12 protein-coding genes are annotated in these 13,343 nt (G+C 70.5%); 7 read left to right on the forward strand and 5 right to left on the reverse strand.

What is annotated here, in order from left to right; all coding sequences use genetic code 11:
• Positions 1-12 precede the first annotated feature (12 nt).
• Positions 13-975 carry a hypothetical protein gene (locus tag A4R44_RS02600; protein WP_202508091.1) on the reverse strand — a complete coding sequence of 321 codons (963 nt, stop codon included), beginning with the start codon at positions 973-975 and terminating at the stop codon, positions 13-15.
• A 366-nt stretch (positions 976-1,341) separates the two neighbouring features.
• On the opposite strand from A4R44_RS02600, the gene A4R44_RS02605 reads away from it, so the two are divergent.
• Complete coding sequence (locus tag A4R44_RS02605; RefSeq protein WP_232791471.1) at positions 1,342-1,590, forward strand: hypothetical protein; 249 nt, start codon at positions 1,342-1,344, stop codon at positions 1,588-1,590.
• A 26-nt stretch (positions 1,591-1,616) separates the two neighbouring features.
• Complete coding sequence (locus A4R44_RS02610; protein ID WP_067576015.1) at positions 1,617-2,258, forward strand: dTMP kinase; 642 nt, start codon at positions 1,617-1,619, stop codon at positions 2,256-2,258.
• Here A4R44_RS02610 and A4R44_RS02615 read toward each other — a convergent pair.
• Positions 2,255-2,827, reverse strand: coding sequence for a TetR family transcriptional regulator (locus tag A4R44_RS02615; RefSeq protein ID WP_067576017.1), 573 nt, complete (start codon positions 2,825-2,827; stop codon positions 2,255-2,257). The genes A4R44_RS02610 and A4R44_RS02615 overlap by 4 nt on opposite strands.
• A gap of 84 nt (positions 2,828-2,911) precedes the next feature.
• Between A4R44_RS02615 and A4R44_RS02620 the strand changes: the two genes are divergently transcribed.
• Positions 2,912-3,814: an SDR family oxidoreductase gene (locus A4R44_RS02620; RefSeq protein ID WP_067576019.1), complete on the forward strand. Its 903-nt coding sequence runs from the start codon at positions 2,912-2,914 to the stop codon at positions 3,812-3,814.
• Here the strand turns inward: A4R44_RS02620 and solA are convergent.
• From solA to A4R44_RS02635, 3 genes are all read right to left on the reverse strand, one after another.
• Entirely contained in the window at positions 3,804-4,928 is a 1,125-nt protein-coding gene (gene solA, locus A4R44_RS02625) for an N-methyl-L-tryptophan oxidase (RefSeq protein ID WP_067576021.1), read from the reverse strand. The two genes, A4R44_RS02620 and solA, sit on opposite strands and share 11 nt — an antisense overlap.
• A complete protein-coding gene (locus A4R44_RS02630) occupies positions 4,925-7,162 on the reverse strand; it encodes an FAD-dependent oxidoreductase (protein WP_067576023.1) in 2,238 nt (745 codons plus the stop codon). Before A4R44_RS02630 ends, solA begins: the two co-directional genes overlap by 4 nt.
• A 181-nt stretch (positions 7,163-7,343) precedes the next feature.
• Complete coding sequence (locus tag A4R44_RS02635) at positions 7,344-8,129, reverse strand: IclR family transcriptional regulator (RefSeq protein WP_067576025.1); 786 nt, start codon at positions 8,127-8,129, stop codon at positions 7,344-7,346.
• 173 nt (positions 8,130-8,302) lie between these two features.
• Here A4R44_RS02635 and mtrA point away from each other — a divergent pair, with 173 nt between their 5' ends.
• The 4 genes from mtrA (at position 8,303) to A4R44_RS02655 (ending at position 13,188) form a co-directional block, all read left to right on the forward strand.
• Positions 8,303-8,980 carry an MtrAB system response regulator MtrA gene (gene mtrA / locus A4R44_RS02640; RefSeq protein WP_005150760.1) on the forward strand — a complete coding sequence of 226 codons (678 nt, stop codon included), beginning with the start codon at positions 8,303-8,305 and terminating at the stop codon, positions 8,978-8,980.
• Between the two features lie 7 nt (positions 8,981-8,987).
• Positions 8,988-10,718, forward strand: a complete 1,731-nt coding sequence (mtrB, locus tag A4R44_RS02645; RefSeq protein ID WP_067576027.1) for an MtrAB system histidine kinase MtrB — start codon at positions 8,988-8,990, stop codon at positions 10,716-10,718.
• Entirely contained in the window at positions 10,715-12,481 is a 1,767-nt protein-coding gene (locus tag A4R44_RS02650) for an LpqB family beta-propeller domain-containing protein (protein WP_067576029.1), read from the forward strand. Before mtrB ends, A4R44_RS02650 begins: the two co-directional genes overlap by 4 nt.
• Positions 12,482-12,543: 62 nt before the next feature.
• Entirely contained in the window at positions 12,544-13,188 is a 645-nt protein-coding gene (locus A4R44_RS02655) for a ComF family protein (RefSeq protein WP_067576569.1), read from the forward strand.
• The last annotated feature ends 155 nt before the right edge of the window (positions 13,189-13,343 follow it).

Raw genomic sequence — 13,343 nt, forward strand, 5'->3', positions numbered from 1 at the left:
CACGACGGCAGCTCAGTTCCATTCCACCGCGATGCCGGCCAGCCCTGGTCCGGTGTCGCGGAAATACCCGCTCGTCACGCCGCCGGTGTCGCACGGCAACTCCTCCGCCTCGACGGGCAGGGCGTCGTCGCGGGCGCGGACTTCGCGGGTGATCCGGGCGGGCATCGCGGTCGGCGCGAACTGCAGTTGCAGCAGATAGCTCGCGCATTGGTCGCGCAGCATCCGGTAGTACCCGGGGAACGTCACGGCGGAATTGTCGTGGATTTCGAAGCAGAAAACGTGGATCTCGCCCTCGGCGAGCTTCCGGTCGAAAAGCAGTTCCGTCGCCATCGTCTCGCGCGCCGGATGCCTGCGGATGCGCCCGACGCGGCAGCCTTCCGCGGTGATCAGTTCGACGTCGTCGATCCGGCAGCCGGGGTCGCCGTTGTAGACCGCCACGTACCGGTCCGGTCCGTGCCGCCGCGCGCGGGTGACCAGCCGGGTGCGAAATTTAACCTGATGTTTTTGCTCGTCGATGGTGATCTGGTCGTGCACCGACAGCATTTCCAGATCGGAGTTCGACTGCCGCGACGTCGGCGGCGCGCCGAGGTCGCTCATCAGCTGTTCGACGATCGCGCCCATCTCGCCCGAGCGCAGGTCGTGGAACGACGCCGCGGCCTGGTGCCCGCGCGGGCGCGCCGTGCGCGGGCCGATGAGCACCACGAGCGAGTCCGCGGGCAACTGCAGCACTGACTCCAGCGCGCGGACCGCCGGCAGCGCTTTCGGCACCTCCGGCTGGCGCAGTCCCCGCTGCCAGTAGCTCAGCGTCGACTGTCCGATGTGGACGCCGCGGAGCGCGAGATGCGCCCGCAGCCGGGCGAGCGACAGGCCGCGATGCGCGATCGCGAGCCGCAGCGCCTGATGGAATTCTCCGGATCGCAAAGCTTCGCCGAGCTCGGGCGGCAGTTCACCCGCGCCGCGCCGGCCAGGTTCCATGATCAGTGGGCCATCCCCGTCTCGTGCCACCGCTGTCCCTTCAACGCCGCCCGTGCGCTGGGCGTGAATGCCGCGGAACGTTCACGTTAGCAGCGCGCGGTAACGGGTCCGGCCCCCGTTTGGTGTGCTTGGCCACGGAAGGGTAACCGTTCCGTGTTCCACCGCCGACCCGGAACACCCTCGTCGCGGGACAGGCATCTTGCTCGGCGTGATCGACCAGTTCACCGTTGTGACAACCACTGGCCACGTCTAGGCGGGAGGTGCGTCATGGATCTGGGGAAACCGAATCACGTGGAGAGCACTGCCGGGCGAGTCCGGCGGTCCTCGACCACTTGCCGAAGGCACGTCGGACGCCTGCTGCTCCTTGTGGCGTTCACGGGCCTGGCGTTGCCGGTGTCGGCTCCGGGCGCGGGCGCGGCGCAGCCCGCTGACACCGGCAACGCCCACCTTACGGCCGCACCTCGCAGCGAGGTGGTGCCGCGGGACGGCGGCCAGAGCACGCCGGCACAGCCGCACGGCGACGACTGGATTCCGCTGCTCTGCCTCGCCGGGCTGCTGGTCGCGGTGCCGGTGGGTTACTTCGGCTACGTCCGCGCGCGCCGCGAGACGGCCTGAGCGCGCCACCAAGTATCTTCGACGGCGTGGGGCGACTGGTCGTAATCGAAGGTCTGGACGGCGCGGGCAAGCGGACGCTGTCCGAGGGGCTGACTGCTGCGCTGGAAGACGCCGGCGCGAGCGTCGGCAGTCTCGCCTTCCCGCGTTACGGCCGCAGCGTGCACGCCGATCTGGTGCGGGAAGCGCTGCATCGCGGGCACGGCGACCTCGCCGACTCGGTGTACGGAATGGCGCTGCTCTACGCCCTCGACCGCAGCGGTGCGGCCGAGGAGATCCGTGCGCTCCTCGCGGCCAACGACGTGGTCCTGCTGGATCGCTACGTCGCCTCGAACGCCGCGTACGCGGCCGCGCGCCTGCGCGAGCACGCGGATGGCGCTGTGGTGCAGTGGGTTTGGGACCTCGAGGTGACGCGGTTCGGGTTGCCGCGGCCGGACGCGCATCTGCTGCTGCGGGTGAGCCCGGAGGTCGCTGCCGAGCGGGCAGTGCGCCGGGCGGAGTCGGACGCGGCGCGGGCGCGGGACGCCTTCGAGTCGGACGATTCGCTGCAGCAGCGTTGTGCCGCGGTGTACGACGAGCTGGCCGCGGCTTCGTGGCTCGCGCCGTGGCGTGTGCTGGACGGTGTGGCTGGTGTTGATCTGCCGATGTTGGCGAAGTCCTTGCTTGCTTAGTCCAGGGCGGCGGTTGCGGTGCGCAGTTCGGTGAGGGCTTCGTCGGCGAGTGCGCCGAATTCGCGCTGGTTGCTTGTGTCGATCCAGCGGTGGAAGGTCGTGCCGAACGCGAGGCAGCCCAATTCGGCCGCGACGCGCGCGGTCGGCTCGCTGACTCCGCGTGCGGCGAGTGCGTCGTGCATGGCCTGGACCATCTTGGTGCGCTTGAGCAGTTCGCGTTCGAGCAGTTCGCTGTTCGCTGCCACGACCGGCTGCCGCGCCCGGGCCTGAGCCAGCCGCTCGCTGGTGAAAACCGCCGCCACGGCATCCAACGCCCCGCCGACCGCTTCGAGCGGCGTCGCGCCCGCTGGTGTCCCGGCAATGCCCTCGGAGAACAGCCGGGTCAGTTCCTCCTGCCCACCGAACAGCACCTCGCGCTTGTCGGCGAAATAGCGGAAGAAGGTTCGTTTCGTGAGCCCGGCGTGCTCGGCGATTTCGGCGACCGTGGTCTGATCGTAGCCGCGTTCGGTGAACAGGTCGAGCGCGGCCCGCTCCAGGCGTTGGCGTGCGTTCGGTTCCCAGCGGCCCATGCCGTCCAGTCTAGGTGATGACACCGGATGACATCAGGCGTACTGTGATGGCACTAGGTGTCATCATGAGTGAAAGGACAGCCCATGCGGGTTTTCGTCACCGGGGCCAGCGGCCACGTCGGCTCGGCCCTCGTTCCCGAACTGCTCTCCGCCGGACACGAGGTGGTCGGGCTCGCCCGGTCGGACGCCTCCGCCGCGGCGCTCGCCGAACGCGGTGCGCAGGTGCGACGCGGCGACCTCGACGATCTCGACGGCCTGCGCGCGGCGGCCGCCGAGGCGGACGGCGTCGTGCACTTGGCGTTCAAGCACGACCTGATGGCCAGCGGCGAGTTCGCCAGCGCGGTCGACGCGGATCTCGCCGCGCTCAAGGCGCTCGGCGAACCTCTCGTCGGCACTGGCAAACCGCTGGTCTCGACCTCCGGAACCCTGATGCTCGCCGGGCTCGGCCGCGCTGGCACCGAGGCCGACCGGCTTCCCGGCGGCCCGCGCGTGGACGCGGAGAACTACGTGCTCGGGCTCGCTGACCACGGTGTCCGGTCGGCAGTCGTGCGGCTGCCGCCGTCGGTGCACAGTTCGCTCGACAAGCACGGTTTCGTCCCGGCCATGATCCGTTTCGCCCGCGCGGCCGGGGTTTCCCCGTATGTCGGCGAGGGTGCCAACCGCTGGTCCGCCGGTCACACGCTCGACGCGGCCCGGCTCTACCGGCTGGCCCTGGAGAAGGCTCCGGCCGGGGCCATGCTGCACGCCGTCGGCGACGAAGCCATCTCGCTCCGGCAGATCGCCGAGACGATCGGCGCGCGGCTGGGCGTCCCGGCGAAGTCCATCGCGCCGGAGGAAGCCGCGGCGCACTTCGCGTTCCTGGCGCCGATGGTGCAGTCGGACGCGCCGACGTCCGCCGCGAGCACGCGTGAACTCCTCGACTGGAAGCCGGAACACCCTGGCCTGCTTGAAGATCTGGCTGAAGAGCACTACTTCGCTACGGCGTGAACCTCGCCGGGTCAAACAGCGAGATCGGGTGCCGCGTCTCCCCGTCGACCACCAGGTCCGCGAGGATTTCCCCCATCACCGGGACGAACTTGAACCCGTGCCCGGAAAACCCGCACGCCACCACCACTCGCGGATACTTCGGGTGCGGGGCGATCACGAAGTGCTCGTCCGGGGTGTTCGTGTAGAGGCAGGTCGCCGCTCGGCGGAAGGCCGCCGGGAGCGTCGGCATCCGGGAGCCGACGACGTCCGCGACCGCGCGTACCTCGTCGTCGTGGACCCGCCGGTCGATCGTGTCGGCGGTGCACGGCGTGCCGCCAAGGTGCACGGCGACTTTGACGCCTTGTGCGGTGTGCGCGGGAAAACCGTAGAACTGGCCGCCTTCAGTGGTTTCCCAAAGGTAGACCGGATGATCAGTGAACTGCTGCACGTCCGCTGGTTCGAACCAGTACTGGACCTGGCGTCGCACCTCGAAATCGACGCCTAGGTCCGCGAGCAGCACGGGTGCCCAAGCGCCGGGGCACAGCACGAGCCGCTCGGCGGTGTAGTAGCTCGAAGCGGTGCCGACGCGCACCCCGGTTTCCGTGCTGGTCCACGTGAATACCCGCTCCTCGTGGTGCAATTCGGCACCGTGGCGCGCGGCGAGTTGCAGGTGCGCGGCGACGCTTCCCTCCGGCGAGACGAAACCGGCACCCGGTTCCCAGAGTGCCACCTCGTCCTCGGCCGGGGTGATGGTGGGGAACCGGTGCCGGATCTCGGCCGCGTCCAGGATTTCGTGCGGGATGTCGAACTTCTCCGCGGAAAGCGTGCTGCCCGCGATCGTGCGCGACTCCGGCGGTCCGCCCATCACCGCGCCGCAGCGGGTGAACAGCGACCGCCCGGAGTCGCGTTCGAGTGCGTCCCACATCTCGTGCGCGCGCAGCAGCAGCGGCACGTAGTCCGGACCTTCGAGGTACGCCTGCCGCGTGATCCGCGACCCGCCGTGGCTCGAACCGAGGTTGTGCACCGGCGCGAACTGGTCGATCCCGAGCACCTTCTGGCCCCGTCGTGCCAGCCGGTAGGCGGCGGCGCTGCCCATTCCGCCGAGACCGATCACGATCACGTCGTAATGCGTCATTCGCTGCTCCTCAGCGGCTCCGCGGTCACCCTTGCCGCGAGCCGTTTTCCGAAGTGCTCGATTTCCACTGGCGACCGCGGCCGGGTGTCCTCGACGGGAAGCCAGGCATAGGCCAGATTTTTGTCGACGGTGTAGCCGTACGCGCCGCTCGTGACGTATCCCGCCGGACGGCCGTCGACGTACACCGGCTCCCGGCCCTGCATCACCGAATGCGTGTTGGCGATGGTCAAGCACGCCAGTTTCCGCCGTACCTTCGAGGGAGAACGGTGGAGAAGCGTGTCCCGGCCGAGGAAGTAGCCCTTGTCCATCCGCACCGCGAACCCGAGACCCGCCTCGTACGGATCGTGCTCGGTGGTCACGTCGATGCCGCAGGTGCGGTGGCCTTCCTCCATCCGGAGGCTGCGCAGCGCGTCCTCTCCGGCCGCGACGATCCCGTACGGCTGCCCGGCCGACCAGAGCGCGTCCCACAGCGACCGGCCGAGATCCGCGCCGGTGTGCAGCTCCCAGCCGGGTTCGCCCACGTCGGACACACGCAGCACGGTCACCGGCACGTCGCCGAGGTACGTCCGCCACGCGCGAAAGTCCGATGTGGACAGTTCGGGCAGCACCTGTTCGGCGAGCGGCCCCCACAAGCCGAGACAGCAGGTGCCGCCGGTGGTTTCGCGCAGCTGGACCGAGCCGTCGCCGGGCAGATGCCGGCGCAGCCAGGCGACGTCCCGATGATGGTGCGCGGCGACGTGAAACTGCTCCACGCCAAGCCGGGTGACGGTCAGATCGCTGCGGATCCCGCCGTCTTCGCCGAGCAGCAACGTGCTGGTGACCGAGCCGGACGGCCGGTCGAGCTGGTTGGTGGTCATCGTCTGCAGGAACGGCAGCGCGCCGCGACCGGTGATCTCCAGCCGCCGCCGCGGGGTCAGATCGAACAACGCCACCCGGCGGCGAGCCGCGACTGCCTCCGCGCGTCCGCCAGAGGGGTACTGCTGCGGCCGCGCCCAGCCGTCTTCCTCGCGAAACTCCGCGCCCAGCGCGACCTCGCGTTCGTAGCAGGGCGTGGTCCGCACCGGTTCCGCCGCCGGTCGCGGATGGCCCGCCGCCGCCAAACTCCGCTCCCGCACCCGGCCGGGCGCGAGCTGCAGCCGATCGAACCGAGCGAGGTCGACGGAGTGCAGGTCGAGGTGCGCTTGCCCCTCGATGAGCCAGCGCGTCAGCTCCCGCGCGACCCCGGCGGACCACGCGCAGTCCACCGCTTCGGCGACCCAGAACCCGTCGAGATCCGGATGTTCGCCCAGCAGCGGCAATCCGTCCGGCGTACCCGGGACCAGCTGCCGGACGCCCTCCTCGACCTTCGCGTCGGCGAGCGCGGGCACCAATCCGAGCGCGGCCGTCCACGACTCCTCGAAGCCCGCCGGAGCGAACGCGGCGTCGGTCTCGACCGGACCCAGCGCACTGATGCCCAGCCGGTCGACGTGTTCGCGCAGCGACAGCCCGGCTCCGCGCAGGATCGGTTTGTCCGCCTCGGTGAAGTGGTCGTTGTCCCCGGCGAGCTGCGCCAGCGGGGTGGTCCGCGCGTGCTCGACGGCGATCGGCACCACCGGCACCGCGAGATCGACCAGCCGGCCGAACTGCGGCCCGCGCACTCCGGTGCACGAGATGACCACGTCGGCGCGGAACCGATCGGTCGCGGTCGCCACCGCGGTCACCCGGCCCGCCGTGCGTGCGATCTCGACAATCTCTTGCCCGGTAAGGAATTTCGCGCCCCGCTCCTTCGCGCGACGAGCCTGGGCGAGCGCCGCGCGGATCGGTTTGACCAGCCCGTCGCCGGGAATGTGCAGGCCGCCGAACACCTTCGCGGAGTCGAGCAGCGGGTGCAGCTGGGCGCATTCGCCCGGTTCGCGCAGGTAGCCGCGCACGCCGGACGACGTCGCCCAGCCAAGCCGTTGCCGCAGCCGGGAAAGCTGCTCGGGCGAGGTCGCGAGTTCGAGGCTCCCGACCGGCTGGAAACACCAGCCGCCGTCGACGGTCAGCCCGCTGTACTTCTCCGCGGTGTACCTGGCGAACTCGGACGCCGTGCGGTCGGCGTGCGTGCGGAAGAGCAGCCCCGGCCCGGCGGAAGCGACCGCCGGTTCCGGTTCGAGGACGGTGACGTCCGTCCAGCCGCGTTCGGTCAGCTCGTCGGCGACCGCGCAACCGAGGAGCCCGGCGCCGAGCACAACCACCCGCGGTCGCACCGCCATCGCGAGGTACCTCCTGCCTGCCGGCCGTCGCGGACGGCCCGGCTCGGGACGAGACAGGCATGCCGGAACGCCCCGCCGGGGAACGGACGCGTTGCGGATGGAGATCGGTGTTCCGTCTGCTGCAACTCACAAATTGCGGGATCGCGGGCGCGCTGTCAAGAGAGCCGCCGCGGCCGCCGGGTCACGCGGAAAAGTAGCCAAGCTGAGCGGAAAGCTCCCGGGCCGCCTCCGCCATCGGCGCGACGATCTGCCGGATCCGCTGTTTGGACAACCGGTAGGACGGGCCGGACGCGCTCATCGCCGCGACGACCTCGCCGCCGGGGCCGCGCACCGGCACCGCGACCGCGTGCATGCCCAGCTCCAGCTCCTCGAAGGAGGCCGCGTAGCCGTCCTCGGCGACGCGATCCAGTTCGGCCGCCAGCTCGTCCCGGTCGACTGTGGTGCGCGGCGTGTACTGCTCCAGTTCGTGCGCGAGCATCCGCTTGCGCTCGGCGTCGTCCATCGCGGCGAGCAGGACCTTGCCGCTGGACGTGGCGTGCAACGGCGTGCGCTGCCCGGTCCAGTTCTGCGTGGTGATCGCCGCCGACCCGCGGGCCTGGCTGATGTTGATCGCTACGCCGTCGTCGGCGATCGCGATGTTGACCGTCTCGCCCAGTTCCTCGGCGAGCGACTGGCAGGTCTGCCTGCCGAGCTTCGCCAGGTCCATCCGGCCGGTCGCGGCGCCCGCCAGCCGGACGACGCCGAACCCGATCGCGTACTTGCCGCGTTCGCCAAGCTGCTCGACCAGCCCGTGCGCCTCCAGCACGCTCAGCAGCCGGGACGCGGTGGACTTGTGCACGCCCAGCTCGCCCGCGATCTCGGTGATGCCGATTTCGCCATTGCGGGCCAGCAGCTCCAGGACCGTGATCGCCCGGTCGACGGACTGCACCGCGCTTCCCGTTGCGTTTCCCGAGTCCTGGTTCCGCATAGCGCAACAGTAACCGTTCGGCTGCGATCTGTTCGGCTGAGCGGGCGAATCCGGTCGCGGCCGGACGCCCGAGGCGTCCGGATGGCCCAACCGGGCCGGTGATCTTGATCTTTCCGGTGGTCAAACGCGCGGGTCGTGCGCACGGGTGCGGGCGGTAGTGCGAACATGTGGTCATGAAGGCACGTGTCTTGGTGGTCGACGACGACCCGGCGCTGGCGGAGATGCTCACCATCGTCCTGCGCGGCGAGGGGTTCGACACCGCGGTGGTCGCGGACGGTTCGCGGGCGCTGCCCGCGCTGCGGGAGCTGAAACCGGACCTCGTCCTGCTCGACCTCATGCTGCCCGGCATGAACGGCATCGACGTGTGCAAGGCGATCCGCGCCGAGTCCGGCGTGCCCATCGTCATGCTCACCGCCAAGAGCGACACCGTGGACATCGTGCTCGGGCTCGAATCCGGCGCCGACGACTACGTGGTCAAGCCGTTCAAGCCGAAAGAACTCGTCGCCCGCGTGCGCGCCCGGATGCGCCGCACCGAGGCCGAGCCCGCCGAATCGCTCACCATCGGTGACCTCGCGATCGACGTTCCCGGGCACGAGGTCACCCGCGAAGGCAAGGCGATCCCGCTGACGCCGCTCGAGTTCGACCTGCTCGTGGCGCTGGCCCGCAAGCCGCGCCAGGTGTTCACCCGCGAGGTGCTGCTCGAACAGGTGTGGGGCTACCGGCACGCGGCCGACACCCGGCTGGTGAACGTGCACGTCCAGCGCCTTCGCTCGAAGGTGGAGAAGGACCCGGAGCATCCTGAGGTGGTGCTGACGGTGCGCGGGGTCGGGTACAAGGCCGGCCCGCCGTGATCCGCCGATGACCGGTTTCGCGGGGCGGCTTCGCGCCGCCGCCCGCGCCACGGCTCGGCTCTCGGCCCGGGTCGTGGTTTTCGCCCGCCGCCGCGCGGTGGCGTTCAACGAGCTGTGGAAGCACTCGCTGCAGTTCCGCGTCACGATCTCGACGCTCGCGCTGTCCTCGGCCGTGGTGTTCGTGCTGGGCATGGTCCTGCAGAACCAGATCACCGAACGGCTGCTGGACACCAAGCGCCGCGCCGCGATCGAGCAGACCCAGGCGCTGGCCGACACCGCCGCGCGCGAACTGGTCGGGATCGGCGGCGAGTCCCCGGAGGCGCTGCACACGCGCCTGCAGAACGCGCTCAAGAAGATCTCGACCACGTCCTCCTCGCGCGCGGGTTCCACCGCGGGCACCTTCGAACCGGTGCTGGCCAGCGTCGGCCGCGGCCAATCGGACGCCGACCCGGTATACGTCGGGCCGTTCCCCGCGGTGCCGGAGCGGCTGCGCCAGTTCGTCGAGGCCGACCATCTCGCGCGGCTTGAGCACACGGTCGACGAGAACGGCGCCCGGACCACTTACCTGATCGTCGGCACCCCGCTGGCGACCGCGGCCAGCCCGCTGCAGCTGTATTTGCTGTTCCCGCTCACCAGCGAGCAGACCACCGTGTCGACGGTGCAGAACACGTTGTTCGTCGCCGGCATCGTGCTGCTGCTGTTGCTCGCCGGCATCACGAACCTGGTGGTCCGGCAGGTGGTGCGGCCGGTCCGGCAAGCCGTCGCGGCGGCCGAGCAGTTCGCGGGCGGCGACCTCGACCAGCGGCTCGCCGTCGTGGGCGAGGACGATCTCGCCAAACTCGCGGTGTCCTACAACAGCATGGCGGCCAGCATCCAGAACCAGATCCGCCAGCTCGAGGAATTCGGCGGACTGCAGCGCCGGTTCACCTCCGACGTGTCACACGAGCTGCGCACCCCGCTCACCACCGTGCGGATGGCCGCCGACGTGCTGCACGCCTCCCGAGAGCAGTTCCCGCCCGGCTTGGCCCGCTCGACCGAGCTGCTCGTCGACGAGCTGGACCGGTTCGAGGCGCTGCTCGGCGACCTGCTGGAGATCAGCAGGCTCGACGCGGGTGTCGAGGAGCTGTCGGCGGAGTACATCGACGTGCGGCCGATCGCGACGCGCGCGGTCGAGCAGGTGCGGGTGCTCGCCGGGACCGCGGGCAGCGCGGTCGAACTGGTGTTGCCGGACGAGGACACCTCCGCCGAGGTGGACGCGCGGCGCATCGAACGGATCCTGCGCAATCTGCTGGCCAACGCCGTCGACCACAGCGAGGGCAAACCGGTGGTGCTGACGGTCGCGGTGAACGAGTCCGCGGTCGCGATCACCGTCCGGGACTACGGCGTCGGCCTGCGGGCGGGGGAGGCCGAGCTGGTGTTCAACCGGTTCTGGCGCGCCGACCCGTCGCGCAACCGGCGCACCGGCGGTACCGGGCTCGGCCTCGCGATCAGCCAGGAGGACGCGCGGCTGCACGGCGGCGTCCTCGACGCGTGGGGCGAGCCGGGACACGGTGCGTGCTTCCGGCTCGTGGTGCCGCGCCGGCAAGGCGTGCCGATCGCGGACAGCCCGCTGGTGCTGCCGCCGCCGGACGCTGTTTCGGAGATCACGCTGTCGCCGTCGTCGGTCGCCGAACTGCACCCCGCGCCGGAGGCGATCCTCGCCGATCCGGCCCCGGACCGGGAGGAGGTCGGTCAGTGAGGCGAGTGCTCGTCCTTCTCGCCTGCGCACTGGTGCTCGTGAGCTGCGCGAACGTTCCGCAGGAATCGCTGCCGGTCGTGGTGTCGGTNGTGTCGGTCGAAAAAGCGCCACAGCAGGCCAACAACGCGCCGGAACCGCCGGCCAACGCCGAACCGCTCGACATCGTGCGGCTGTTCATCAAGGCCAACGCCGATCCGCGGTCGGGCAACGCGGCCTCGCGGGCGTTCCTCGACGACAAACAGCGGGGCGCGTGGCGGCCGAACCGCTCGTTCACGATCATCGACAAGACCTTCAGCACGGTCTACGACCCCACGGCCAGCACCGGGCCCACCACGACGCCCACGCCGTCGTCGGCCGCGCCGGACCCGAACGTCCGCACGGTCACCGTGCGCGGTTCGGTGCTCGGCACGCTGAGCGCGGACTCCGCGTTCATCCCCAGCAGCGGCCCCGCCGAGCAGACCTTCCAGGTGCGCAAGCAGGCCGACGGCCAATGGCGGATCTCCAGCCCGCCCCCGCCGGTGCTGCTGGTGACCGACGACGAGTTCGACGGCAACTACAACCCGGTCGTGGTGAGCTTCTACTCCGGCGACTCCGGATCCTTCGCGCCGGACCTGCGCTACGTCCCGGCGAAACCGCAGTCGGGCATGCCGGGCCGGGTGATGGACCTGATCCTTCAGGGCCCCTCCGCCGGACTCACCGGCGCGGTGAAAAACCTGTTCGGCGACGGGGTGTCGCTTGAGAACAACGTGAAGAACAACGACGACGGCTCGCTGACCGTGCAGCTGAGCGGGCTCACCGGCGTCGGCCCGGACACACGGTCGCTGATCGCCGCGCAGATCGTGCTGTCGATGCAGACCGTCACGTCCACCCGGATCCGGCTGCTCGCCGACGGCGCGCCGCTCGTGGCAGGCCACGAATACTGGCGCAGCAGCGATTTGCCCTCGTACAACGCTTCCTCGTCGCCGAACGGCCTGATGACGGCCGGCGGCCGCGTCCGCTCGCTCAGCGACGGCGCCCCGATCGCGGGCGCGGTGGGCAACGGTGCGTACCCGGTGGTGAGCGCGGCCCAATCGATCGACGGCAAACGCCTCGCGGTGGTTGAGCAGGACGGCGACCGCGTGCGGCTGCGCATCGGCGACCTCGGCCGCGACCTGCCGACGGTCGACCTCGGCGGCGGTTCGCTGAGCCGCCCGACCTGGCGTCCGGCGCAGATCGGGGCCGGGCCGTCGAACGAGGTGTGGACGGTCGTCGACCATTCGATCATCGCGCGGATGGTCCTCGACCCGAACGGCCACTGGCTGCGCCAGAGCGTCAACGCGAACGACCTGCTGGCGCTGGGGTCGATCGGCGTCCTGCGGCTTTCCCGGGACGGCACCCGCGTGGCCGCGACGGTGAACGGCCAGCTGGTCGTGGCGTCGGTGGTGCGCAGCAGCGACACGGTCACCTTGCGCGAGCCGCGGGTGCTGCAGCCCGGCGTGCTGACGGACGTGCTGGACGTGGACTGGGGCTCGACGCCGGACACCCTGGTGGCCGCGACGTCCTCGCCCTCGCAGCCAGTCCAGCGGCTGTCGATCGACGGGCGGCGGATGGACGCTTACAACAGCTCGAACCTCACCGCGCCGGTGCGCGCGGTCGCGTCCGCCCCGAGCCAGCCGATCGTGGTCGCGGACGCCGGGGGGCTGTGGACGGCGACCGAGCTGGGCGAGGTGTGGCGGCCGCAGGCGCACTCGATGCAGAACGCGGATCCGTTCTATCCGGGGTGATTTCCCGGCTCCGGTGTTCGCGCGGCCGAAAACTGTCGGTGCTCGGGTGCACACTCGGAGTCATGTTGCTGAGACTGCTGTTGAACCTGCTCCTGCCGACCTACTGTGCGGGCTGTGCGACCCGTGGCGCGCCTGTGTGCGCCGGATGCTTCACGACGTGGGGGTCCCCCACTGCGGTGTTTCGCGCGCCGCTGGCGACCTTGGTCCCGGCCTATGCCTTGGCTCGTTACGCGGGCGTCGCCAAGCGGACCTTGATCGCCTGCAAGGAACGCCGCCGTCGGGACGTGGCCCCGTTTTTGGGCCGAGCGCTGGCGGCTGGGCTGATGGCGTTGCCTTCCGGTGGTCCTCGCGCCAGTCCGTGGTGTCTCGTACCGGCACCGAGCCGGCGGATCGCTTCGCGGGTGCGCGGAGGTCCGCACGTCCAGCGAATCGCGTCGGAAGCCGCTCGGCTGGCGGGGGCGTATGTCGCCCCTGCACTGGTGCTGAAGGGCGGACGGGACGCGGTCGGGCTGAGCCGGACGGAACGGACGGCCAATCTGGAGGGCCGGCTGCGGTTCGCCGCGGCCGGCCGTCCGCCGCCGGGTACGCGGGTCGTGGTGGTGGACGACGTGATCACCACAGGCGCCACGTCCGCCGCATGCGTCACGGCGTTGAAAAACGCGGGCGTGCCGGTGGTGGCGGTACTCGCCCTGCTGGCGACAGTCTGAAAGGCAGCGTGTCCCGTGTTCGAGACCTGGCCGGGTCCCTGGCTGTCTGCGCATCCGAGTTCTGTGGTCTCGGGAACCGGAATCGGGTTACCAGGCAGAGCGTGTCCCGTGTTCGAGACCGGGCCGGGTCCCTGGCTGTCTGCGCATCCGAGTTC

The sequence above is a fragment of the Amycolatopsis sp. M39 genome (genome assembly GCF_001651785.1).
Lineage (GTDB): Bacteria > Actinomycetota > Actinomycetes > Mycobacteriales > Pseudonocardiaceae > Amycolatopsis > Amycolatopsis rubida.

Coding starts and splice junctions, on each gene's coding strand:
- A4R44_RS02600 (WP_202508091.1), bottom strand. CDS start 975: ATGGAACCTGGCCGGCGCGGCGCGGGTGAACTGCCGCCCGAGCTCGGC.
- A4R44_RS02615 (WP_067576017.1), bottom strand. CDS start 2,827: ATGGGCCGCTGGGAACCGAACGCACGCCAACGCCTGGAGCGGGCCGCG.
- A4R44_RS02620 (WP_067576019.1), top strand. CDS start 2,912: ATGCGGGTTTTCGTCACCGGGGCCAGCGGCCACGTCGGCTCGGCCCTC.
- solA (WP_067576021.1), bottom strand. CDS start 4,928: ATGACGCATTACGACGTGATCGTGATCGGTCTCGGCGGAATGGGCAGC.
- A4R44_RS02630 (WP_067576023.1), bottom strand. CDS start 7,162: ATGGCGGTGCGACCGCGGGTGGTTGTGCTCGGCGCCGGGCTCCTCGGT.
- A4R44_RS02635 (WP_067576025.1), bottom strand. CDS start 8,129: ATGCGGAACCAGGACTCGGGAAACGCAACGGGAAGCGCGGTGCAGTCC.
- mtrA (WP_005150760.1), top strand. CDS start 8,303: ATGAAGGCACGTGTCTTGGTGGTCGACGACGACCCGGCGCTGGCGGAG.
- mtrB (WP_067576027.1), top strand. CDS start 8,988: ATGACCGGTTTCGCGGGGCGGCTTCGCGCCGCCGCCCGCGCCACGGCT.
- A4R44_RS02655 (WP_067576569.1), top strand. CDS start 12,544: ATGTTGCTGAGACTGCTGTTGAACCTGCTCCTGCCGACCTACTGTGCG.